A 22,538-nucleotide genomic window follows, 5' to 3' on the forward strand; every position below is an offset into this window, starting at 1 on the left:
ATCGCGCTCGGCACCGACAACAAACCGTCCCATGCCGTCCTCCCGTCGCGCAGAGGAAAGCTACCACCATCGGGGTTTTGACACAGCCAGGGTCGGATGCGGAATGACTGCTGGGGGTGGATTTCTGCCGGTCCGCTTCGTGATGGCGATGTATGAATGCGGACATCGCCGCCGAGCCCGCTTCCGACCCTTCTCTGAAGTTCGGAAGGTCCGCTTTTAGGTAACCTGATCCCGTCCCAGGACCATCAGGTACTAGCGTTCTGAGCGTATTGTCCGACTACATGCACAAAACTGGCAAGGCTGGCGCTCCGCACCGGGTGAAAGGGCTTGGCCTGAGCTTCGCAGTACCGTTTCAGATGAAGGCTCGCTTCGTGGCTGACACAGCTCACGGGGAACACCGCTAGATCCGCTTGCCCAACCAACCCCGCCAGGAGGCACAGGTTGTCCTCGATGCCGCCGTCGTGGTTGAGCAGCCTGCCGCCTCTGGCCTCCACAAAGCGACGAAGATTGGCCACCTGACGCTGCCGACCGCCGACATAGAGGATGATCCGCCCGTCGAGCCGTCCTGATGCTCGGTCATCGGGGGTATCCGTGCTGGGTACATCCAGCGCCGCTTCGAGTGCAGCCAGTTCCCCTTCCACGGCTGACCGGCGAGCTATCTCCGCGGCGAGATCTGCGCTGAGGCGTTCGGCTGCGCCAGACAGTACCGCGAGCCGCTCCTCCAACGCGGCCGCATGTGCGGTCTCCCGGGCCAGCCGCAGCTCTAGGCCGCGCGTGGACGGTGGCTCGATGGACGTTGTCGACGGGATGGGGCGCTCGGTTTCGATCGCCCGGGTGCGCTTCCCGAGATCGTCGCGCTCGCGCATGAGCGCCATGATGCGCTCATCCCGTGCCGCGATCGCTTCATCCCGTCGGCCCAACTCCTCTTCGAGATGGCGCAGGCGGCGGATATCGGCCCGGTTCGACTGACCGACGAGGTGCGAGAGCATGTGCACCTCCCCAAAGATATCCTGCACCAGGGGCCAATCGGTCGCCGGATGGGTTATCGCCGCCCAGTAGGCACCCGGGATCTCGCCACGCTCCAGTGAGATCTTCCATAGGGCACGTACTGCATCGGCCGTGTGGGCTTCGTCGAAGCGCTCGACCTCTCGCTCGTGCCGCCGGTCCAGCGTCTTCTGCAGCAGACGACCGCCGCCATCCTTGCGGCCGGCGATCTGTACGATCTCGCCGTGCAGCCGATGCTCGCTGATCGTCCGCGCGTCAGCACGGCCGAGTTTGGCCAGGATCGCGCGAGCCTCGGCGTTGGTCAGGCAGGTGCCAACGATCGAACAGTGCAGGTTCTCGGCAAGCTCCCAGATTCGGTCGCGCGGCTTGTCGGCCGGATCGACGGCGGGCGGCACGAATGGTGGGTGGCCGGCCGACGCGAGAGCGCGCAGGGCAGGACCGTCGAGGTAGGCATGTGGCGGCATCGGCGGCTCAGCAGTCGCTATATCCGTTCAGATATAGCAGTCTGTCCAAAAACAACCGGCTTGCCTAGGGGGCGGGCTTGGGCGGCTCGTCGTCCGTGTTCCGTTCAGAAGCGACGATCCGGTCCAGGAATGGGGCTGCAGCGCGATCGGCGGCACGCTCAATCGCGCGGTAGTGCGCCACGAGATCGGTTCCGAAGGCCGACAAGCGCGCGCCGCCCCCCGCCTTGCCACCGATCTGGGCCTCGACCACCGGCTGTCCGAAACCGCTGTTCATCGCCTCGATCAACATCCACGCCCGGCGGTAGGACATGCCGAGCGCACGTCCGGCCGCGGAAATCGAGCCGTGTTCGGCGATCATCTCCAAGAGCTGCACCTTGCCCGGGCCGATGCGGTTGTCGGGCCCGACGTCGATACGGATGCTCAGGCTTGCCATCGGACCTTCTCAGACGCTCCAGCTTCGTCACAACGCGCTTTGAACGCGATCGTGCTGGGCAGGATCGAGCCCCTTCCCGACGCTGTATCTGGCCGTATATAGCCAAACGAAGGGACGGAGGCTCCTCCAGTCCCTGTCCATGCGCTCCTCGTTCCTCCAGGTCCAGACGATGTTCCAGTGCACCGGCTACGCTGCCCAGAGCGCCGAGACGCCGCTCGCGCCGTTCAGCTTCGAGCGTCGTGATCCTGGCGCATCCGACATCGAGATTGAGATCGTCTATTGCGGCGTCTGCCACTCAGACCTGCATACGGTCCGTGATGAGTGGGGCGGTACGCTCTACCCAAGCGTACCCGGTCACGAGATCGTCGGTCGCGTCACCCGGGTCGGTGCCGAGGTCACGACTTTCAAATCAGGCGATCTGGCGGGCGTCGGCTGCATGGTCGCCTCCTGCCGTGAGTGCTCCAGCTGTCGCGAAGGCCTGGAGCAGTACTGCGAGCCGGGCTTCACGGGCACCTACAACGGTCCCGAGCCGCAGACCGGCGGCCATACCTTCGGCGGTTATTCAAGCCACATCGTCGTCGACAGCCACTTCGTCCTGCGCATCCCGGAAAACCTCGACCTCGCTGGCGTCGCCCCGCTTCTGTGTGCTGGCATCACGACCTACTCGCCGCTGCGCCACTGGAAGGTGGGGCCGGGTCAGAAGGTCGGCATCGTGGGTCTCGGCGGGCTCGGGCACATGGGCCTGAAACTCGCCCACGCCATGGGTGCGCAGGTGACGCTGTTCACGACCTCGCCGGGCAAGGAGGCCGACGCCAAGCGGCTCGGGGCCGACGCGGTGGTGATCTCCAAAGATGCCGACGCCATGGCCGCCCAGGGTGAGAGCTTCGATTTCATCCTCGATACGGTCGCGGCCGAGCACGACATCAACGCTTACCTCGCCCTGCTCAAGCGCGACGCCACGCTGGTCCAGGTCGGGGCGCCCGAGAAGCCGCTACCGATGCAGGTGTTCAGCGTGATCTGGCGGCGGCGCAACTTCGCCGGGTCCCTGATCGGCGGGATCGCCGAGACCCAAGAGATGCTCGATTTCTGCGCCGAGCATGGCATCACCTCGGACATCGAGATGATCCCGATCGACCAGATCGAGACCGCCTACGCCCGCATGCTCAAGAGCGACGTGAAGTACCGCTTCGTAATCGATATGGCATCGCTTCCGAAAGCGGCTTGAGCCATCCCTCAGCCCGACATCCACCGCAGCCTCCTCAAGGACCCTACCCGCATGCGCAGCCTGATCCGCTCCGGCCTCGTTGCCGCCCTGCTCCTCGCTGCCGGCGTGGCGCAGGCGGCCGACACCGCGACCGTGTTCGCTGCCGCCAGCCTCAAGAATGCCCTGGACGATGCCGGCAAGGCGTTCACCGCGCAGACCGGCGTCGAACTCAAGGCGAGCTATGCAGCGTCATCGGCGCTCGCCCGCCAGATCGAGGCCGGTGCGCCCGCCGATCTGTTCGCCTCGGCCGACCTCGAATGGATGGACTACCTTGCCAAGAAGAACCTCATCCGTCCGAACACCCGGGTGAGCCTACTTAGTAACCGTCTGGTCCTGATCGCGCCACGCGACGCCAAGGAGAGCACAGTCGCCTTCACCCCGGAGGCGTTCTCGGCAGCACTGGGCCCGGACGGTCGGTTGGCCACCGGCGAGGTCAACTCGGTGCCGATCGGCAAGTACGCCAAGGTCGCGTTCGAGAAGCTCGGCCTTTGGAGTGCCGTCCAGCCCCGCCTCGCACCGAGCGACAACGTACGCGCTGCCCTGTTGCTGGTCTCGCGCGGCGAGGTCCCACTCGGCGTCGTCTACGAGAGCGATGCCCGATCCGATCCCGGCGTGAAGGTCGTGGGCGTGTTTCCTGCGGACAGTCACCCACCGGTGGTGTACCCGTTCGCTGTCACCACGGACGCGAAGGGTGAGGGTGCGCAGCGCTTTCTGGACTACCTCCGAAGCGCGGCGGCCAAGCCCTTCTTCGAGGCCCAGGGCTTCAGCGTCATCGACGGTGGCATGCAGTGACCGGCCTCGTAACGGGCTCAGTAAGAAAGCGAACCTCGTGAAGATCAGCGCACGCAACGTCATCAAGGGCACGGTGGTCTCGGTCGACAAGGGCGCCACCACGGCGCACGTCAAGATCGAGATCAGCCCCGGCCAGGTGATCACCTCCTCCATCACCAATGAGGCGGTCGACAGCCTGAAGCTCGTGGTCGGTGGTCAGGCCTACGCGGTGGTGAAAGCCTCCGACGTCATGATCGCGGTTGACTGACGATGATCTTCTCCCGCGCCATCCTCGCTGCCGGCTTGGTAGCCATCTCGGCCAGTGCGGCTATGGCCGAGGACGCCCCGGCCTGTGCGAGCTTCGCATGGTCTATGGTGCGGGAGCAGACCGCCTTCGCGGCGCCGAACCTGTCCGCCCTGGCGTCCGGTTCGGCTCTGCCGAGCGAGGCTGGTGCGGCGCAGCTGACGCTGAAGCCTGCTGCGGAGATCGCGCTACCCGTCCCGTCCGAGAGACCGGCGAAGCCTGATACGTTCTCAGGCTTCGTGACGACCACGGTACCGGCTGCGGGTACCTATCAGGTGACGCTCTCGGACGAGGCCTGGATCGACGTCAGCCAAGACGGCAGCTCGACCCTCAAGCCCACGTCCATCAGCGGCAAGGCGGGCTGCCCGGGCGTGCGCAAGAGCGTGCGTTTCGCTCTCGATGCCGGCCCGGTGACGATCGAGATCAGCCGTGCAGCAGGCCCACAGATCAAGCTCGACCTCCTCAAAGCCGAGTAGCCATGCGATGGCACAGCGAACCCTTCACGGTTCGCTGATCGGTCCGAGTTCGTGGCGGGCGAGGATCGCCTGACCTTTCTCGGAGACGAGGAACAGTGCGAGCTGCATCGCGTCCGGATTGTCGGTCAGCAGCGCCATGCCGTAGGTCGCCGGCACGGACATATTCGTCGGCAGTTGGATCAGGCTAAGGCCTGGGGCCTCCTTCAGCGTGCCGCCCTGGCCACTGCAGTAGTACAGCAGGGCGTCGGCGTTATTGCCCAGAAACACCGTCGCGCTGAGGCTTCGCCCGGCCATCGGCACCATCGTGTTCGGCGAACCGAGTAGCTTCAGCGCCTTCGTGTTCAGCGTTGCTTTGGCGCCAGGATGGACGGCCTCGGCCCGTTCGAACACGGCTTGAGCGTAGTCGCCACCTGGATCAGCGCCGGGCGTCGAGGTCGCGAGTCGCAGATCGGGCTTGAGCAGGCGGTCGAGGAGGTTGTCGGGCGTCAGGCCGAAATCGGCACGGGCGAGCACGCACAGCTTGTTGCGGGCGAACGGAACGACAGCTTTAGCCTTGCCGACCTCCGCAAGACGACGCGGCCCAGCGAGGTCGGCGGAGAGGTAGAGATCCGCCGTCTCGCCGCCTTCGAGGCGCTGCCGCAGCAGCCCTGCAGGTCCAAAGGTCGGGGCGGCCACGGCTTCGGCAGGCAGGCCGGTGGCAGCGATCACGTCCTTGAGTGCAGCCACGAGACTGCCGGCGGCGTAGACCCGAACCGGTTCCGCTCTTGCAGCGGACACGGGCGCTAGGGCGAGGACACCGAGGAATGCGGCACGGCGGAGGAGGCGGGTGGAAAGCGAAAAGCGCATGAGGGACAACAGCGGCTCCGGATGACCCAGCATCGTTATATCCGCTTGGATATAGCCGAGAAGCGACTAACGTCATCCCCGCAGTGAAGCCGAGCGCGCGACCGCTTGGTCAGCTCTCAGTTTCGAAATCACCCGGCTGCGGTGGGGCTATCGGCGTGAACAGGGTCCGGTCAGGCTTGAGGTCGAGAAGCGGCGTCCCATCGAGGCAGTCGAGGCCGCGTACCGTCAGGATGTTGCCCTCAATCGCGACGAGCGTGGCGATCGATGTGCCTATCGGGTTCGGTCGCACCGGCGAGCGCAACGCGAAAGTGCCCCGCGTCGTGCCATCGTTGGCCGGGCTCTGACGCACGAGATCACGTCGGGACGCATCGAGCCAGTACAGCACCTCGATGCGAGCGAAAGCCGCCAGTCCGTCGAGAGCTGCAACCCAAGGCTCGAATAGCTCGATGCGGCAGGACGGACCGTCCAGCCTACCTTGCCGCGGGCAAGCGAGACGATCGGTCCAGGGTGTGTGAATACGGCCGATGTACACCAATCCAGCATCATCGGCCACGGGCGCGGCAACTGCGACTTCGCCGGCTCTGATTTCATTGAGGCGCACCATGGAGGGCTTTCTCCCATGGACGCCTGACCCACGCTACCGGGCTCGCGCCAGCACCGAAACGCCGAACTACGGGGGCGGGATGTCCGTCCGATTGCGAGATCATTGGCCATGGGCCGGCGCTCGCGGTATCCAGCTCCCCCACAGCGCACCGACTCTCCCACGACCGCCCGGCCAAGGCTCCACGGGTAGGCGTCAGGGAACTGGCCTGCGCCCGCATGTTGTCGCGTACTCATCCCGCTGCACGCCGTGCAGTGTCGCGAGCGCTTCGGGCGCGCCGACGAGTGAGACAGCCTCCATAGTCATTCCGACGTGGTTGTCATCTACAGGCATCCATCAGCAAGGCCGGAACTCACTGATGCCGTCGTCGTTGACCCATCAGATTGGATCTGTTCTAATTCGTAAGAGAGCGGATCGACCGTCAGACAGGAGCACCGATATGGCCAGCGCCCACTGCGACAGCTGCAAGTTTTTCGACGAGCACAAGAGCAATGGCGCCGCTGCGCAGGGCGATGCCGGTCTGTGCCGTTTCAATCCGCCTGTGAGCCAGCCGGCGCCGGAGTCGAAGGGCCTTTGGCCAGTGGTCTCGTCCGAGGACTGGTGTGGCCACTTCACCGAAGAGATGTATGCGGCCGAGTAAACCGCAATCGTCGCATCCTCTCAGGGGACGCAGGGCCAGCCTTCGGGCTGGCCTTTTTTTATTGTCGTATCGTCAGGGCTGCGGATCGTCAGAGCCGATCGCAGACCAGGCACGAGGCGGGATTTCACACTGGCCGCGCGTCCCTTCAGACCGCCAAAGTCCAGCGCAACTGTTCCATGAACAAGCCCTATTGGAAAGCTGCTCTTTTCGTCCGCACTCGGGAACAGGGCGCTTCGGCATCAACGGCAAGTCCAGGTCGGATGTGGCACGTCCGCTTTGTGACGAAAGGTCAAGGTCCGATTGCCACCCCGAGCTGAAGTTGCCGGACGGCTGACGAACGTCCGCTTCGGAGAAGGGATGACGGCGGCCCAGGCGTCTGGGTTGGGTCGATAGGAGGCCGTCCGCTATTTGAGCGATCCCTCTCCGAAGCGGACCAGCCGCTTACGGCCATCTCCTGCCGGGGCCGACGGCCCTCAGAGCGTCTCGGATGGGTGGAGAGCAGTCTGGCCGCTTTCGGTGGCGTGTTATGCTAAAGCAGACGTAGGTGGCCCTGCCGACTGCAGAAGCACCGCGGTGCGTCTGCGCGAACGGGCTACGAGCCGAAGTCTCCCGGTCATCCAGGATAGCCGTGAGATGCGTAGGGCGAAGGCAATAGCCTGATCTGAAGCGTCGCGAGCACGCCTACGCTCACAGGGAACCGGAAGCGTCCTCGACCACGCCCGGACTCCCCGGGATCAGATATCGATCCGGGCGCCGATCTCGACGGCTCTGTCCGCCGGGATGCGGAAGTAGCGGGACGCGTCCGTGGCCGCGCGAGCCATGGAGATGTAAAGCCGATCCTGCCACACGGGCATGCCGGTCTCGGGAGAGGCTACCAGCACCCGCCGCGTCAGGAAGTAGGACAGGTCGCCCTTATCCAGACCTGCGGTTGCCAACGCCCGCGGAAGGTCGGGCAGCTCGGTGAAACCGAAGCGCACCGTCACGCACGAGAAGGCGTCGGAGAGCTGACGAACGGTCACGCGGTCCGCATGGGACACCCGCGGCAGGTCTTCCGTGACCACGTGCAAGACGACGTTGCCGGCGTGCAGCACGCGGTTGTGCTTGACGTTGTGCATCAGGGCCCCGGGCGTGTCGTCGGGCGTGCCCGTCAGGAACACGGCCGTCCCGGGCACCCGCTGGATCGAGCCGGCCTCGGCCATGCGCGTGAACTCGGAGAGCGGCACGCGCTGGCGGTGGATCTCCGCGACAATCAGGGCCGATCCCCGCCGCCAGGTCCACATTGCAGTGACGAGGGCGGCGCCGATGGTCAAAGGAACCCAGCCCCCGTGCAGGACCTTAAGCGCGTTGGCCGACAGGAAAATCAACTCGATGAGCAGGAACGGAGCGATGACCGCGGCCGCGACCGCGGGCGACCAGCGCCAGACCTTCCAGGCGACGACGAACAGCAGGCAGGCGGTGATGACCATGTCGCCGGTGACCGCGATGCCGTAGGCCGCGGCCAGGCCACTCGACGACCTGAACAGCACGACCACGAACACGACCGCGATGAGCAGCCACCAGTTCACCCGCGGGATGTAGATCTGCCCCTTCTCGGTCTCTGAGGTGCGCAGGACCCGCATGCGCGGCAGCAGGCCGAGTTGCATGGCCTGCTGGGTGATCGAGAAGGTGCCGGTGATCACCGCTTGGCTGGCGATGACGGTCGCCACGGTCGCGAGCAGCACCATCGGCAGCAGGGCCCAGGCCGGGTAGAGCAAAAAGAACGGGTTCTCGATCCGCTCCGGGCGGGCGAGCAGCATGGCACCCTGGCCGAGATAGTTCAGGGCGAGGGCCGGCAGCACCAGCCCGAACCAAGCCGTCCGGATCGGCGACCGCCCGAAATGGCCCATGTCGGCGTAGAGCGCCTCCGCCCCGGTCACGGCCAGGAACACGGCGCCGAGCGCAAGCAGGCCCGCCGTGCCGTGGCTCAGGATGAACGAGACGCCGTGGGCGGGGTTGAACGCGCCCAGGATGCTCGGATCGTCGACGAGATGACCCAATCCCCCAAGTGCCATGACGACAAACCAGAACGCCGTCAGGGGGCCGAAGAAGGTGGCCACCCGTGCCGTCCCGTGGCTTTGCAGGGTGAACAGCCCGATCAGGATGGTGAGGCTGATGGGCAGGACGTACGGGGCCGTCGCCGGCGTCACGAGCTTCAGCCCTTCGACGGCCGAGAGTACCGACATGGCCGGCGTGATGATGGCGTCGCCGAAGAACAGCGAAACGCCGACCATGCCCAGCACGATGACGAACCCGCCGGAATGGCCGAGCGCACGCTGGGCCAACGCGACGAGGGATGGGGTGCCGCCTTCGCCATCGTTGTCGGCCCGCATGACCAGAAGCACGTACTTCAGCGTGACGATGAGGATGAGCGCCCAAAGGATCAGGGAGACGACGCCGAAGACCATCTCGCGGGTGGGCGCGTGCCCACCGCCCGCCGCTGCGTGCAGTGACTCCTTGAGCGCGTAGAGCGGGCTGGTGCCGATGTCCCCGTAGACCACGCCCACCGAGCCGACGGTCAGTGCCAAGAACCCCGTCCTAGGGGCATGCCCGGCATCGACCGTCGGTGGTGGTGAGAACTCGGTCCCCGCGATCACAGGCATATACAAGCCCCCCGTTCGCGAACGTGGAAAGCTCGCAAGGCAAGGCTCAACGGTCGAGAAGGCGGGAACGTTCGCGACCGCCAAGGCGTGCCACCGGCGACGGAACGGCAATCCGCAACTATAAGGATTTCAGACGCTCCGCTCAGTACCCGGAGCACAGCATCCATACGGCCATGCCGACCATCATCAGGTTTTCGGTCAGCGAGACAAATCCGAGGGGTACGTTGGCCGATCCACCGACGCAGGCGCACTTGATCTCGCGCTTCTCGACGTAGACCGCCTTGAAGACCGAGACCGCGCCGACCGTGCCGATGAACAGGGCGACCGGGATCGACAGCCACTTTAGGGCGCCCGCGACCATCAGGATGCCGGCAAGCGCCTCGCAGAAAGGATAGGCGTAGGCATAGCGGACCCAGCGCCGGGCGAGCAGGTCGTAGCCCAGGAACATCGACGAGAAGCTCTCGACATCCTGCAGCTTGAGGATGGCCAGGACGCACATGCTGAAGGCGATGAACCACTCGCCGGCCCGCAGCGTCAGCGGCGTACCGAAGGCCGCGTAGCTCGCCGCCAGCGCCATCAATGCGGTCATCGCGAAGACGGCGACCACGGGCGTGTAGCTGGTCGCCTTCGGATCGGCGACCGGCTTGCCGAGGTGGCGGCGCAGGTCGTCGTAGCCGCCGATGCGCTCACCTCCGATGAAGGTCTGCGGCGTCGTCTTGACCCCCTGCTCCGCCTTGAAGCGGTCGGTCTCCTCACGGGTCGTCAGCCAGTGGTCGTCGACCTGGAAGCCCTCGCGTTCCAGCAGGTCCTTGGCCTTCAGGCCGTAGGGACAGACGTGCTTCTCCATCACCATGCGATGGATGGTGGCCCTGCGGGTCGTGTCTAGCATCACGGAATCCTTTCGGAATGCGTCGCGGTTCGGGGAACACGAGCCCTGGTAACGCGAGGGGAGCGGTCGGCTTCCCGGCATGCGTCGCGAAGACCATCGATGATCCAAGGTGGGGTTTCCCACCGTGGCAAGGTCAAGGACCGCATCGAGGTTTTGACGCCGTCATCGACGCCTGCGAAGCCACTCCGCGTCCGGAGGCCCGGAACGTCCGGTGCGGGCAGGTGTTTCCGAACCTTCGAACGCTGCGGGCATCGGTCCCTTATCCTCCGCCGGTCCAACCGCCCGGATCTTCGGCCGCCCCGCCGCCGGATTGCATCCGCCGCCCTTCGGGAACCCGGTCCCTATGAAGCTCTCGCTCATACTCGCTGCCACGGTCGCGGCGTCCCCGCTCGGCGGCCGGCTGAAGTTGCGCTTCAAACCCCTGTTCCCGTTCTTCGAGGTCGGCGAGGCGGTCGAATGTACGGACCTGATCGTCACCGCCGAGGGAGGGCTGAATTACAAGAGTGCACGCGGCAATATTCCTGCCGAGATCGGCAGGCGCGGCGCTGCCGAGGGCAAGGCCGTCATCGTATTGGCCGGCACCCTGGGCGAGCACTTAGGCGACGTACTGGACGAGGGCGTCTGCGCGTACTTCTCGGCACTCGGGCGACCGCAATCGCTCAAGGACGCCATGCGGAACGTCCGAAGCCAGCTTGAGCGCATCGCCGAGCAGGTGATGCGGACCTTCTTGGCGGGCGTCGCGCTGGGTCACCCTCGGACCGGCGTCGGTCAGGGATGAGCATGCTACCCAAGCGGACGTTGGCGGCCTCGGGCGCGCTCGTAGCACTCTGCGTGGCCGTGTATCTGCCGGAGGGTCTCGATTGGCCGGCGCGGGCTGCGCTGCTGGCCTTCGGCGGGGCCGCCATCCTCTGGGTCCTGACCGGACTAAGCGCGGCCTACGTCGCCGTCGCAGCGGCCGTCTTCCTCGTGACAGTCCGCGCCGTGGAGCAACGGGCGTTGATCGAGGGCCTGGGCTCGAAGGTGGTGTGGCTCGTCATCGGCACCTTCGTGCTCGGTGCGGCGGTGGAGAGGAGCGGGCTTGCCGACCGGCTCACCGCCCTGATCGCCGGGCGCGGGACCACGGTCGGCGGCCTGATGTGGCGCCTGACGCTCGGCATCGTCCCATTGGCCTTCCTGATCCCCTCCACCTCCGGGCGAGCGACGGTGCTGCTCCCGCTCCATCGCAGCCTGACCGAGGCCGACGACGACCCGCGCCTGGCCAAGGCCATCGGGCTACTGATCCCAGCTCTGATCGTGATCTCGACGATCTGCAGCCTCACCGGCGCAGGCTCGCACCTCGTCACCGTCGATCTGCTTGAACGGCTCTCCGACCACAGCATCGGCTTCGGGCAATGGATGCTCTGGGGCCTGCCCTTCGGCCTGGCCGCCTGCCTGATCACGACCTTCCTGATCGGCCGCCTGTTCCTCGACGACGAGACGCGGTCGCGACGGGTGGCCGAGTTCGAGGCTCCGTCCGGTCCGCTCTCCGCTGAAGAGTGGCGCACGGGTGCGGTGGTGCTCGCCATGTTGGGGCTTTGGCTGACGGAAGGGTATCACCCCTTCGGCATCGCCACCGTGGCGGTCGTCGGCGCGGTGGTCCTGACGATGCCGGTCGTCGGCGTCCTTGACTGGAACGAGGGCGTGGAGGCCGTGAACTGGTCGCTCGTGTTGTTCATCGCCGCTTCCCTGGTGCTCGGCCGCGCCCTGATCTCGACGGGGGCGGCCAAGTGGCTGATCGGCTCGGCGCTGTCGGCCAGCGGCCTGCACGATGACAGCCCGACCCTCCTGATCCTGCTCGGGTTGTCGGCGCTCGGCATGACGGCGCACCTGTACATGGTGTCCCATACCGCGCGGGTGGTGGCGTTGCTGCCCCCGCTTCTGCTCCTGGCGGACAGGCTCGGCCTCAACCCGGTCGCGGTCGCCTTCCTGGCGAACGTCGGGATGGACTACTGCCTAACCCTGCCGGTCTCCTCGAAGGCGCTGTTGATCTTCCAGGGCGCCGAGCGACCGGCCTGGACCTCGACGGACCTGCTCAGGCTGGGTGCGCTCCTGGCTCCCGCCTACGCGGCGCTGATGCTCGCCGCCTACTATCTCTTCTGGTCGCACGTCGGCTTGGCCCTGTGACGTCGGGCCGGCCTTCCCCATCGAAGGAAGACGGACCGAGGCCGGCAGGGCCTGACGGATGTCCGCGGCCGGCGACGATGCGACCGCGCGCGGGCTGGCCCCTGCACACGGTCAGCGCGGCTTGGTTGTTTCCCCACCTTTCGACTCCACCGCACCGGCCTTCGCACCCGGCTTCCCTTCCCCGGCGCCCGACCCCGCGGTCGTCATGTCGGTGCCCGGTCGCGTGACCTCGCCGGTGGGGCGGGTCCCGACACCCATCCCACCGGTCCGGACGCCGTGATCCTTCACCGGCTCAGGACCGGGTGCGGCGGAAGCCAGCGTCGGGCATGCGGCGACCAGGAACAGGAGGGCAAAACGGATCATTCAATGGTCCTTTGGGTCCGTAGGAAGCATGCGTCGGAGCGAGTTCGGGAATCAGGGTGGGAGTTTGCCTCGCGGTCTCACGCGGGACGGCCGTCCTCACGTATCGCTACGAATTGGACATGCCTCGCCTCCAGGTCGGCCAGGTCATTGGGATCGGCGACATCGCGCCTGGCCGCGGCGATGACGAGGTTCGCGTGACGGGCGAGCTCGGCGCTCCGGTTCGTGAGCCGCTCGACCTCGGCGACGCGGGTGAGCACGTCGAGCATCCGGGCAAGCACATGCACCGAGCCGGCGGCGTTCTGGCGGATCGAGTGGAACATGGCGTCGCACAGGCCATCGTAGTCGGTCACCGGCAGGACGAGCGCGACTCGGCCCTCCCGGACGACGGCGCCGGTCGGCAGGTGACGCGACGCGACCCGGCACAGGGCATCACCGAGATGGTCGACGACGCTGCCGGCGGTGAAAGGGTCGTTGATGCCCGGCGAGAGCGCCCGCACCGCGATCTCGACCAGTTGCCGGATCGAGTATTCCAGGTCCTGCAGGGCGGCCGGACGCCGGCCGAAGGTCAGCGCACGCGTAATGGCCGCCTCTGCATCCTCGATACCGGCGGAGAGGAACGCGACCGGGAACCCGCTCGGCACATAGTCGCCGGGCCGCACCCGCAGGGCGACGGTCGCGCCGTGCCCGTGGGCCCATTCGGCCAGCGTGTCCTCGTCGACCGCCTGAAGGTAGCCGCTGCCGGTGACGGTGATCCCGCCGGCCTTGGGCAGTCGAGCGGGAGGCGTCATGCCCGCGCTGTCGAGGGTGCGCGCCGCCACCGCCGAGCAGAGATCTCGGTGGACCGCGTCGACCACCGTCTCGACGTTGATGCTCGTGGCGATGTGGTGGACGAACCAGACCAGGGTGGCCAGCGACAGCAGCGCGAGCGCGATGGCCCCGGTGATGGCGAGGTGCGGGACGAACGGGCTCTCCTGCACCGTGCGCACCGTGCGCAGGACCATCAGCGCGTAGGCGAAGGTGCCGAGGAAGATGCCCAGGACGATTTGGTTGCGGGCGTCGCGCGTGAAGTTGCGCAGCAGCCGTGGGCCCATCTGCCCGGAAGCGAGCGTCAGGGCCGCGATGGTGATGGAGAAGGTCGTCCCCGCGACCCCGATGGTCGAGGAAGCGACGGCGCTCAGGAGGGCCCGGGCCCCCTCGGCACCGCCTGAATACCCCCAGTTCTGGTCGGGCGACGAGGCGTCGTAGCCGGCAATATGGGCCGTCTCCAGCCAGACCCCGAGCTGGGCCAGCCCGAGGCAGCCGAGGACGATCAAGGCGGGCCTGAGCCAGAACAGGTCGCCGAGGTACTCGATCCAAGCCCGGATGCGCGCCCTCATGCCCGCTCGTCTTTCCGTTCGACGGTGCTTCCGACTGACTGGTCGTCCTCACGTAGGACCTGCCAGCGGGCGCGCGGCGGGCTCTTGCCTGCGGGCCACCCTTCTCGTTGGCTGGTCCGGTCGCCGTCCGCTTCCTCGGTCTGGTCGTGGAACAGCACTTGGCTCGTCGGGTACGGCAAGTCGATGCCGGCCTCGGTCAGGGCCTCCTTCACGTTCGAGATGGCGTGGTCGAGCGCGTCCACCGCATCGCGCCGCCGGGGCGGGTCGATCCAGAACCGGGCCGTCATGTCGACGCCGGCAGCGCCGAGACCGGTGACCAGCGCCTCCGGTGGTGGCTCGGCGAGGATGCCCTCGGTGCCCCGCAGGGCCTCGACGATGACCCGACGCGCCTCCTTGATGTCGTCACCATTGCCGATGGTCAGCGGGAAAGCGAGCCGGCGCTTGTCGTGGGCCGTGATGACGGTGATCTTGTCGACGAACAGCGTCGCGTTCGGGATCAGCACCCGCTGGTTGTCGTAGGTGCGCAGCACGGTGGCGCGCACCCAGACGTCCTCCACCGTGCCCTCGTGCGAGCCTGCGCGGATCTGGTCGCCGATGACGAAGGGCCGGGTGAGCAGGATCAGGATGCCCGCGAGCAGGTTCTGCAGCACGTCCCGGAAGGCGAAGCCGATGGCCACGCCGCCGATGCCCAGCAGGTTGAACAGGTCGGCCGCCGAGACCGACGGGAAGGCCACCGACGCCGCGATGAGGAACGACACGAGGATAGTCATTCCGCCGGCGATCCGCCCGAGTACCGAGGCCGAGCCTGGCGACGCCTCCCGCAGTTCCGCGGCCCGTCGCACGGCGGCCCGGACGCCGCGGGCGACCAGCAGGCCGAGGCCGAACAGGACGAGGGCAATGGCGAGCCCGGGTAGGAGAGCCGCCGCCGAGCGACCGAGCCCTTCCAGGCGTCCGAGCGCTTCCGCGAAGATCATGCGTGACACCGATTCATGAGAAAGCCGCCGAGGGCTGGGAGGCCACCCGGCGGCGCTTGGTCAACGGCCCTAGGGCACCCGGCCCTCGGGAGGCATGCGAGGCCGCGTCAGCGACGCGGACCGCCGGTCGTGCTACCGTACTGCTGCCCACGGGCGCCGCGCGACGGCATGGCCGCGTTGCCGCGGCTGGCCGAGCCCTGCCGCATCCGGTGGCGCCGGTGCATGCGCACCTGGACCAGATCGGCGTTGGCCGGGGCCGTGAGGCCGGAGGCATTCATCGGCAGGGCCTCCGACGGCAGGGTCGAGACACCGAGACCGAGACCGGCCAGGAGCGCAGAGGCGAAAATGGTGTGCTTCATGATCGTGTTTCCTTCGTCGTGCGGGATCAGCTCTTCTTCTTGGAATAGGTGAACTTCGGCGCGTTCTTGAGCGTGTCCTTGTCGGTGTCGGCGTGGACCGCCCACTTGCCGTCCTTGTCGCTGATGGCGAGCGTCGAGGGATCCAGCACGACGTAGCTTTCGCCCATGCCGAGGAAGCCGCCGACGCTGACGACGACGCCGGTCACCGTCTTGCCGTTCTCGATCACGAGATCCTCGACCTCGCCGACGTTCTCGTTCTTGTTGTTGTAGACGGTGGTGCCAACGAGCTTGGACGACATGACGTCGGCGGGCTTCACGGTCACGTACTTGAGCTTCACCGTGGCGGTGTCGGCCATCTTCATCCCCATATCGGAGGATGCGGGCATCGCGGTGCCGGGAGCCGGGGTCGTGGGCGTCGTCTGAGCGAGCGCCGGGACAGAAAGACAGGCGAGCGCGAGGGCGACGGTGATCGTGCGATAGGACAAGTATGTCTCCGAGGTGAGGCTTCGTGGGTGCAGCGCGGATCGCCCGTCGAAGGGGCCAGGCTCTCGCCCTCCCAGGCTGCATGGTTCGGACGCTTAACGTCCGCGTTCAGGAAACGTTCAGAAAAAACCGGGCCTGCAAAAGTGCGGATGGCAGTTTGCGTGTATGAATGGGCGGCAAATCAGCCACGGCTTAGGATCGCCGCCTATAGAATATCACTGCGTCTGCATAGACGTAGATATGCGTTAGCTAAAATTCTCAACTTATGATGGGAATTTCATGGAGACATCGTAATAATTATTTTGAAACTCTGACCCTGTCCGACCCGTATTGACGGCACGAGCCTCGATGATCGAGCCTTGATAACGTCGACAGGAATTTTCGATGATGCGGACCACCCTGACCGCCGCTCTTCTCGCCTCCGGCCTGGCCTTCGCGGCGCCGGCCTTCGCCGAGACCGCCCCCATGGTCGGCGGCGCCCCGATGATGGCTGACAAGACCATCGTGGAGAACGCCTCGAAGGCCAGCAATCTCACGACCCTGGTCGCCGCCGTGAAGGCCGCCGGGCTTGCCGACACGCTCAGCGGCAAGGGCCCGTTCACGGTGTTCGCGCCGACGAACGCGGCCTTCAAGAAGCTGCCGGCCGGAACGGTCGACTCGCTCCTGAAGCCCGACATGAAGAAGACGCTGACGGCCGTGCTCACCTACCACGTCGTGCCGGGCAAGCTCGACGCAAAGGAACTGATGGCCAAGGCGAAGATGGGTGGCGAAGCCGCGAACCTTAAGACCGTCGAGGGCCAAGTGCTGACCGTGAAGATGGACGGCGACCGGCTGGCGCTGATCGACCAGAAGGGCGGGGGCGCCTTCGTCGAGCAGGCGGACGTCAACCAGTCGAACGGCGTCGTGCACGTCATCGACAGCGTCCTGATGCCGAAGTAACCCGACATCTCGGCCGGCCCGCCCTCTGACATTGGTGCGGGCCGGCTTCGGCGACGACCTGCGGAAGGGCGGCCCCGCCGCCGCGGAAGCCGTCGCCGGTCGGCGCCGTCGGGCCCCGGACAGGAACCAACGGGGACGGTAGAGGCTTCAGGTCAGGACCCTCGATGCTTGTGCATCCGACAGGACCGTTCCCATGAATACGCCTGATGCCTCCCGGTGCGCCTCCGGTCGCGTCGCCACACGCATCGCTGGATCCTGCCTGCTCGTCGTAGGCATGTCGCTCGCCGGTCCCGCGGCCGCGCAATCCGCCGCTAGCTCCATCGACCAGCCGACGCCCGGAACCCTGCCCCCCGGAACGTCGACGGTCGAAGGCTCCGGGAATGCGCGTCACGAGGGCAACGGCCAGGTCGCGCCGCCGAGCGCGATCCAATCCTCGACCGACGTCATGCAGTCCGGGAGCTCGGTCCAGGGCAAGGGCCAGGGCGGCAAGACGGACCCGATCAAGCATCTGCCCAAGGACATGCGTTGACCGTCGGCTAATCGCATAATTCGCGGGCTTCACCATTCGGAAGCCCGCATGTCGAAACCCATCCCTCCGGGGAACACTCCCGGAGGTCGCCCACAATGTTCTTCGACACTTGGTCCGGCCTGCTCAGGGTCATCGTCGTTGGGCCGCTGGCCTACGTTGCCCTGATCCTGTTCCTTAGGATTTCGGGCAAGCGCACCCTCACCAAGCTGAACGCCTTCGACCTCGTCGTGACCGTGGCACTCGGCTCGACGCTGTCCTCCATCGTCCTGACCAAGTCGGTGGCGTTGCTGGAAGGGGTCCTCGCCCTCGCGACTCTCATCGGTCTGCAGTACCTGATCACCTGGTCGAGCGTCCGCTCTGCGCGGATCGGGTCGCTGGTCAAGGCCGAGCCGACGTTGCTCGTCCATAGGGGAGACCTGATCGAGGGTGCGATGCGTCGCCAGCGCCTGACGCGGGACGACGTGCTCTCGGCCCTACGCTCGGAGGGACTGGACGACCTTTCGCAGGCTGCTGCCGTCGTGCTTGAGACCGATGGCTCGATCAGCGTACTCAAAGCGCTCTCCGAACGCGCCGACGGTTTGCCCGGGTTCCCGTCGCCCGTTGTCAGCCGACTGATGCCGGGCAGCCGGTGAGGTCCCTCGTTCTCTACGCGTTCGTCCTCGTCGCTCTGGCCCTTTCGGCTGCGAGCCTTGTCCCGTTGATCCCGACCGAGTGGTGGTGGGTCCGCCTGCTCGATTTCCCACGCCTGCCATTCGCCGTCGGCTCGGTCGCGGTCGGTCTCGCGCTCCTGCCCTTTACCCGGAGAGCGCCAAGATTGACCCTCGCGGCTCTCGCGTTGGTGTCCCTGGCGCTGGCGGTCAACGTCTGGATCCTATGGCCGTACCGACCCACGGGCGGCACGCGTGCCGACGAATGTCCGGTTGAACGCCGCCTCTCGGTGATGGTGGCCAATGTGCAGCTTGGAAATCGCCACGCCCAGCCCCTGGTCGAAGCCGTCGGGCGGGAAGAGCCCGACCTCTTCCTCGCGATGGAGACGGATGCGTGGTGGGACGCGGCCTTGAAGCCCGTGCAGGAATCGATGCCCCATGTCCTGCAACGTATCACGGGGTCGTACTACGGCATTCATCTCTACTCCCGGCTGCCCCTGGTGAACGGCGGGATCCGCCACCTCGCTGGGCAGGACACCCCAGCCGTCGTCACCGGCGTCACTATGCGCACGGGCGAAGTCGTCGATTTCGTCGGCGTCCACCCGAAGCCGCCGCAGCCATGGCAATCGGCTCGCGGACGGGACGCCCAGCTCTACGCGGCTGCCGCGGTACTGCGCGACCGGGTCGAGCCGGGCGTCCTCGCCGGCGACCTCAACGCCACGCCTTGGGAGATCGCGGTGGAGCGGATGGCCAGGCTGTCCGGCCTGATCGACCCACGTCGCGGCTACGGCTACGTCGCGACCTGGAACGCGCATTCATCCTGGCTGCGCTGGCCTTTGGACCACGTCTTCCACGAGGGAGGTTTTGCGACGCTGGCCGTCGAGCGCCTCGACGCCTTCGGCTCGGATCATTTCCCATACCTCGTGCGCCTGTGCCGCCAGGTCGGGGAACACCCCAGGACGCCCTTGCCGCAGGACGCCGACGATATCGCGACCGCCAACGCGGTGCTCGCGGCCGCAGGGGCGACCGAACGCTTGCAGACACGATGAGCGTATTTAGCGAACAGCCTCTCGCCGGCAGCAACGGCGCGGACGGGAGATACCAGTGATCTCGATCTTCGACCTCGCCGCGATGCTGCTGACGCTGTCGGCGGCCTTCGGTTTCCTCAATCGTCGCTTCCTGCGGATGCCGCACACCATCGGCCTGCTGGTGATGGGGTTGCTGGCCTCGCTCGCGCTGGTGCTCGTCGACCTCACCTTCCCGAGGCAGCACCTCTACGCGGATCTCACGCGGGTGCTCGATCAGGTCGACTTCACTGCCGTGGTGATGAACGGCATGCTGGCTTTCCTGTTGTTCGCCGGCGCCATGAGCCTCGACCTTCGCCTGCTGCGCGACCGAGCCCTGTCGGTGGCGACCCTGGCACTCCTCGGCACCCTGATCTCGACCGCGCTGGTCGGGGGTGCCTTCTGGGCCGTGGCGCAGGCCCTCGGCAGTCCGGTGCCGTTCGCCTGGGCACTGGTGTTCGGTGCGCTCATCAGCCCGACGGATCCCGTAGCGGTCCTGGCCACGCTCAAGAACGTGAACGTGCCCGAAGCCCTCGAAATCGAGATGCAGGGCGAGGCCCTGTTCAACGACGGCATCGGCATCGTCTTGTTCACCGTTCTCGTCGCTTTCGCAGCAGGATCGGGCGGCGAGGCGATGAGCGCCGGCGGGATCGCGACGCTCCTGCTCCACGAGGCTGGTGGCGGGTTGGTCCTGGGGGTGGTGACGGGCTACCTCGCCTATCGGGCGATGCGGGCCATCGACGACTTCCCGGTCGAGGTGCTGATCACCCTGGCCCTCGTCACCGGCACCTACGCGCTCGCCCAGAAGCTCGGGGCCAGCGGGCCGCTGGCCGTGGTCGCGGCCGGTTTGCTGATCGGCGAGCGCGCCCCGCGCTACGCGATGAGCGACAACACCCAGAAGTACGTCTCGGCCCTCTGGACGCTGATCGACGAGGTGCTGAACTCCGTCCTGTTCCTGCTGATCGGATTGGAGGTGCTCGTCCTGCGCTTCCAGGTCGCCGGGCTGACGTTGGCCGCCTGTGCGGTTCCCATCGTGCTGATAGCCCGTCTGGTCGCCGTGTCGGCACCGGTCCTGCTCTTTCGCTGGGGCGGCAACCTCTGCCTTGGCAACGTGCCGTTCCTGACCTGGGCGGGCGTGCGCGGCGGCATCTCGGTGGCGCTGGCCCTCTCGATCCCCGAGAGCGACGCCAAGCCCGCGATCCTGGCGGCGACCTACGCGGTGGTGCTTTTCACCATCATCGTTCAGGGCTCGACCCTCGGGATGGTGGCTCGGCGGACGCTGCGCAAGGGCTGAGCGTCCTCGACCGCGCGGATCAACCCCCTTCAGCGAGACGGTGCGGCACCGTCAGGCGAAACCTCTCATCGGATTCTGAAACCCCGCATGGTCTTCACCGTCCTCCTCGTCCTCATCCCGATCTCGGCGGCGTTGAAGTACCTCGTCGGGGCCTCGCCGCTCCTGGTGTTCGCCTCCAGCGCGCTCGCCATCGCCGTGCTGGCGGAGTGGGTCCGGCGCGCCACCGACCAGCTCGCCGACCGGGTCGGGCCTGCCATCGGCGGCCTGCTGACCGTCAGCTTCGGCAGCATCGCCGAACTCGTCCTCGCCCTGTTCGTGCTGATGCGCGGCGAGGCCGCGGTGGTGCAGGCGCAGATCGCCGGCTCGATTATGGGGACCAGCCTGTTCGGGCTCGGCCTTGCCATCATCGTCGGCGGGGCGACCCGGGAGCGGCAGAAGTTCAACCCTGAGCGGGCCGGGCTGCTGTCGACCCTCCTAATCCTCGTCGTCATCGCCCTGCTGCTGCCGGCCGTGTTCGACCTGAGCGGACGCATGTCGGGTCAGGCGGCCTCGCTCGGCGTCACCGACGAGGAGGTCAGCCTCGGCGTCTCGGTCGTGCTGCTGCTGCTCTACCTCGCCAACCTTGCCTTTACCCTCGTCACCCACCGCGACGTGTTCTCGAACGACAAGGGCAGCGGCGAGGCCGACTGGAGCTTCCCGTTCGCCATCGGTGTCCTCGTCGCCGCGACGGTCGCCATCGCGTTCGAGTCGGAGATGCTGTCGGGGACGATAACCCAGGCCGCCGGCGCCCTGCATCTCTCGCCGATGTTCCTCGGCGTGATCGTGCTGGCCCTGGTCGGCACGGCCGGCGACCTGTTCGCGGCGGCTTGGTTCGCGCACGAGGACCGCATGGGGCTCGTCCTCAACATCTGCATCGGCTCGGCCATCCAGGTGGCGCTAGTGCTGGCGCCGCTCTTAGTCATCATCTCGTGGGCGCTCGGCCACCCGATGACGCTGGTGTTCTCGAACCCGCTGCACCTCTTCGCGATTGCCAGTACCGCCTTCATCGTCAACGCCATCGCCCGGGACGGCGAGACAACCTGGTTCGAGGGGCTCCTTCTGCTCGGGGTCTACGTCCTGTTCGGCCTGGCCTTCTTCTTCGCGAGTCCGGCCTGACGCGTTTCCGGCATCGAACCACCCTCATACCTTCCGCTGGCCAGCCCTGGGCACGACCTACGACCCCACCGGATCCGTTGTCCGCTTCGGAGATGTCGGCAAGCCCCGCCAAACAGCTGAGATCGGCGCCCTGCTGCCAAGGTAATGGTTTTGGATGTGCGCGCTTTCGGGCGCCACTCGAATGCATGAGCACGACCGCGTGGAATGGCTGACCGAAGGGCGGCTCAGGGTGGGATGCGGATGGTCTGCTTCCGAGCGGCAAGGCATTGAAACGGACGTTGCCGTGCCGCCCGCTCACGACCCCAAGCAGACCCTCCCGATGTCCGCTACGTGGCATTCCGGTTTGCCGGTTTGCTATGGTTGGTTCAGCTGAGAAAGTTCGTTTTGGATGGTCCGACTAGACATCCAAAACAGACCGATCGCCATGGTTCGCCTGGGCCATACCCAAACCGCACCGGCTCGACCGGCTGCTTCGGGTGGTGAGTGGACACCGGAACTGCGTCCAGAAGCGGATGGCCTGCTACCGACCGAGGCCGTGTGAGAACGCAGATCCCTTAGGTTCAAGGCGAAGGTCCTGAGAGTGTCGCAGAGCGAAGTGGTGGCCTTCAGGCCCGGATCGCCGCCATCAGCGGACCGACCCCGAAGATCTGGATCATCCGCTTCATGTTGTAGGCCAGAACCTGCAAGCTCATCTCGGTCCTGACCTTCGCCAAGGTCCGGGTCAGGAAGTGTGTTGCTCCCATCCAGGCCTTCAGTGTGCCGAATGGGTGCTCCACCGTCTGGCGACGGATCTTCATCGCGTCTGGCATCCGGTCGAGCCGCTCCTGCATCGCATCGAGCACGTCCTCGTGCACCCAGCG

The 22,538-nt window shown here is 66.5% G+C and carries 25 protein-coding genes; 13 read left to right on the forward strand and 12 right to left on the reverse strand.

What is annotated here, in order from left to right:
* Positions 1-245: 245 nt before the first annotated feature.
* Entirely contained in the window at positions 246-1,469 is a 1,224-nt protein-coding gene (locus BM228_RS30135; protein WP_092046461.1) for a DUF2325 domain-containing protein, read from the reverse strand.
* Between the two features lie 64 nt (positions 1,470-1,533).
* The gene (locus BM228_RS30140) at positions 1,534-1,902 is read right to left on the reverse strand and encodes a winged helix-turn-helix domain-containing protein (RefSeq protein ID WP_092046462.1); all 369 of its coding nucleotides are present in this window, start codon (positions 1,900-1,902) and stop codon (positions 1,534-1,536) included.
* A 169-nt stretch (positions 1,903-2,071) separates the two neighbouring features.
* On the opposite strand from BM228_RS30140, the gene BM228_RS30145 reads away from it, so the two are divergent.
* Genes BM228_RS30145 through BM228_RS30160 form a run of 4 tightly spaced genes read left to right on the forward strand, consistent with a single transcriptional unit; the run spans position 2,072 to position 4,717 of the window.
* On the forward strand, positions 2,072-3,127 hold the full coding sequence (locus BM228_RS30145; protein ID WP_092046493.1) for an NAD(P)-dependent alcohol dehydrogenase: 1,056 nt from the start codon (positions 2,072-2,074) through the stop codon (positions 3,125-3,127).
* Between the two features lie 51 nt (positions 3,128-3,178).
* Positions 3,179-3,958, forward strand: coding sequence for a molybdate ABC transporter substrate-binding protein (modA, locus tag BM228_RS30150; protein ID WP_092046464.1), 780 nt, complete (start codon positions 3,179-3,181; stop codon positions 3,956-3,958).
* Positions 3,959-3,995: 37 nt separating this feature from the next.
* Positions 3,996-4,205, forward strand: coding sequence for a TOBE domain-containing protein (locus BM228_RS30155; protein WP_092046465.1), 210 nt, complete (start codon positions 3,996-3,998; stop codon positions 4,203-4,205).
* A gap of 2 nt (positions 4,206-4,207) precedes the next feature.
* The gene (locus BM228_RS30160; RefSeq protein ID WP_092046467.1) at positions 4,208-4,717 is read left to right on the forward strand and encodes a hypothetical protein; all 510 of its coding nucleotides are present in this window, start codon (positions 4,208-4,210) and stop codon (positions 4,715-4,717) included.
* Between the two features lie 24 nt (positions 4,718-4,741).
* Here the strand turns inward: BM228_RS30160 and BM228_RS30165 are convergent, their stop codons facing one another.
* A complete protein-coding gene (locus BM228_RS30165; RefSeq protein ID WP_092046468.1) occupies positions 4,742-5,596 on the reverse strand; it encodes a substrate-binding domain-containing protein in 855 nt (284 codons plus the stop codon).
* A 76-nt stretch (positions 5,597-5,672) separates the two neighbouring features.
* Entirely contained in the window at positions 5,673-6,167 is a 495-nt protein-coding gene (tsaA, locus tag BM228_RS30170) for a tRNA (N6-threonylcarbamoyladenosine(37)-N6)-methyltransferase TrmO (protein ID WP_092046470.1), read from the reverse strand.
* 436 nt (positions 6,168-6,603) lie between these two features.
* On the opposite strand from tsaA, the gene BM228_RS30175 reads away from it, so the two are divergent.
* Positions 6,604-6,804, forward strand: coding sequence for a hypothetical protein (locus BM228_RS30175; protein WP_092046471.1), 201 nt, complete (start codon positions 6,604-6,606; stop codon positions 6,802-6,804).
* 734 nt (positions 6,805-7,538) lie between these two features.
* Here the strand turns inward: BM228_RS30175 and BM228_RS30180 are convergent.
* On the reverse strand, positions 7,539-9,443 hold the full coding sequence (locus BM228_RS30180) for a potassium transporter Kup (protein WP_092046473.1): 1,905 nt from the start codon (positions 9,441-9,443) through the stop codon (positions 7,539-7,541).
* A 142-nt stretch (positions 9,444-9,585) separates the two neighbouring features.
* Positions 9,586-10,332, reverse strand: a complete 747-nt coding sequence (locus tag BM228_RS30185; protein WP_092046474.1) for a MauE/DoxX family redox-associated membrane protein — start codon at positions 10,330-10,332, stop codon at positions 9,586-9,588.
* Positions 10,333-10,675: 343 nt separating this feature from the next.
* Here BM228_RS30185 and BM228_RS30190 point away from each other — a divergent pair, with 343 nt between their 5' ends.
* Entirely contained in the window at positions 10,676-11,110 is a 435-nt protein-coding gene (locus tag BM228_RS30190) for a glycerate kinase (protein ID WP_092046476.1), read from the forward strand.
* Positions 11,107-12,495 carry an SLC13 family permease gene (locus BM228_RS30195; protein ID WP_092046477.1) on the forward strand — a complete coding sequence of 463 codons (1,389 nt, stop codon included), beginning with the start codon at positions 11,107-11,109 and terminating at the stop codon, positions 12,493-12,495. Before BM228_RS30190 ends, BM228_RS30195 begins: the two co-directional genes overlap by 4 nt.
* 111 nt (positions 12,496-12,606) lie before the next feature.
* Here the strand turns inward: BM228_RS30195 and BM228_RS30200 are convergent, their stop codons facing one another.
* The 5 genes from BM228_RS30200 to BM228_RS30220 all read right to left on the reverse strand — a co-directional run bounded on the left by BM228_RS30200 (position 12,607) and on the right by BM228_RS30220 (position 16,052).
* Complete coding sequence (locus tag BM228_RS30200) at positions 12,607-12,858, reverse strand: hypothetical protein (protein ID WP_092046479.1); 252 nt, start codon at positions 12,856-12,858, stop codon at positions 12,607-12,609.
* A gap of 77 nt (positions 12,859-12,935) precedes the next feature.
* Entirely contained in the window at positions 12,936-14,234 is a 1,299-nt protein-coding gene (locus BM228_RS30205; protein ID WP_092046480.1) for a DUF2254 domain-containing protein, read from the reverse strand.
* A complete protein-coding gene (locus tag BM228_RS30210; protein ID WP_208612131.1) occupies positions 14,231-15,208 on the reverse strand; it encodes a mechanosensitive ion channel family protein in 978 nt (325 codons plus the stop codon). The genes BM228_RS30205 and BM228_RS30210 overlap by 4 nt, the downstream gene beginning before the upstream one ends.
* Positions 15,209-15,315: 107 nt before the next feature.
* On the reverse strand, positions 15,316-15,567 hold the full coding sequence (locus tag BM228_RS30215) for a hypothetical protein (RefSeq protein WP_092046484.1): 252 nt from the start codon (positions 15,565-15,567) through the stop codon (positions 15,316-15,318).
* A 26-nt stretch (positions 15,568-15,593) separates the two neighbouring features.
* Positions 15,594-16,052, reverse strand: a complete 459-nt coding sequence (locus tag BM228_RS30220) for a PRC-barrel domain-containing protein (RefSeq protein WP_244537392.1) — start codon at positions 16,050-16,052, stop codon at positions 15,594-15,596.
* 385 nt (positions 16,053-16,437) lie between these two features.
* Between BM228_RS30220 and BM228_RS30225 the strand changes: the two genes are divergently transcribed.
* The 6 genes from BM228_RS30225 (at position 16,438) to cax (ending at position 21,678) form a co-directional block, all read left to right on the forward strand.
* Positions 16,438-16,989, forward strand: coding sequence for a fasciclin domain-containing protein (locus tag BM228_RS30225; RefSeq protein WP_092046495.1), 552 nt, complete (start codon positions 16,438-16,440; stop codon positions 16,987-16,989).
* Positions 16,990-17,182: 193 nt separating this feature from the next.
* Entirely contained in the window at positions 17,183-17,518 is a 336-nt protein-coding gene (locus BM228_RS30230) for a hypothetical protein (RefSeq protein WP_244537394.1), read from the forward strand.
* Between the two features lie 95 nt (positions 17,519-17,613).
* Positions 17,614-18,150, forward strand: a complete 537-nt coding sequence (locus BM228_RS30235) for a DUF421 domain-containing protein (protein ID WP_092046487.1) — start codon at positions 17,614-17,616, stop codon at positions 18,148-18,150.
* A 65-nt stretch (positions 18,151-18,215) separates the two neighbouring features.
* A complete protein-coding gene (locus tag BM228_RS30240; protein WP_139234269.1) occupies positions 18,216-19,214 on the forward strand; it encodes an endonuclease/exonuclease/phosphatase family protein in 999 nt (332 codons plus the stop codon).
* 55 nt (positions 19,215-19,269) lie between these two features.
* Complete coding sequence (locus tag BM228_RS30245) at positions 19,270-20,523, forward strand: cation:proton antiporter (protein WP_092046490.1); 1,254 nt, start codon at positions 19,270-19,272, stop codon at positions 20,521-20,523.
* An 87-nt stretch (positions 20,524-20,610) separates the two neighbouring features.
* Positions 20,611-21,678: a calcium/proton exchanger gene (cax, locus tag BM228_RS30250; protein WP_092046491.1), complete on the forward strand. Its 1,068-nt coding sequence runs from the start codon at positions 20,611-20,613 to the stop codon at positions 21,676-21,678.
* A gap of 605 nt (positions 21,679-22,283) precedes the next feature.
* On the opposite strand, the gene BM228_RS30255 is transcribed toward cax, so the two are convergent.
* A partial coding sequence (locus BM228_RS30255) for a transposase (RefSeq protein ID WP_139234270.1) occupies positions 22,284-22,538 on the reverse strand: 255 nt, incomplete at its 5' end.

Source organism: Methylobacterium pseudosasicola, from assembly GCF_900114535.1.
GTDB classification, from domain to species: domain Bacteria; phylum Pseudomonadota; class Alphaproteobacteria; order Rhizobiales; family Beijerinckiaceae; genus Methylobacterium; species Methylobacterium pseudosasicola.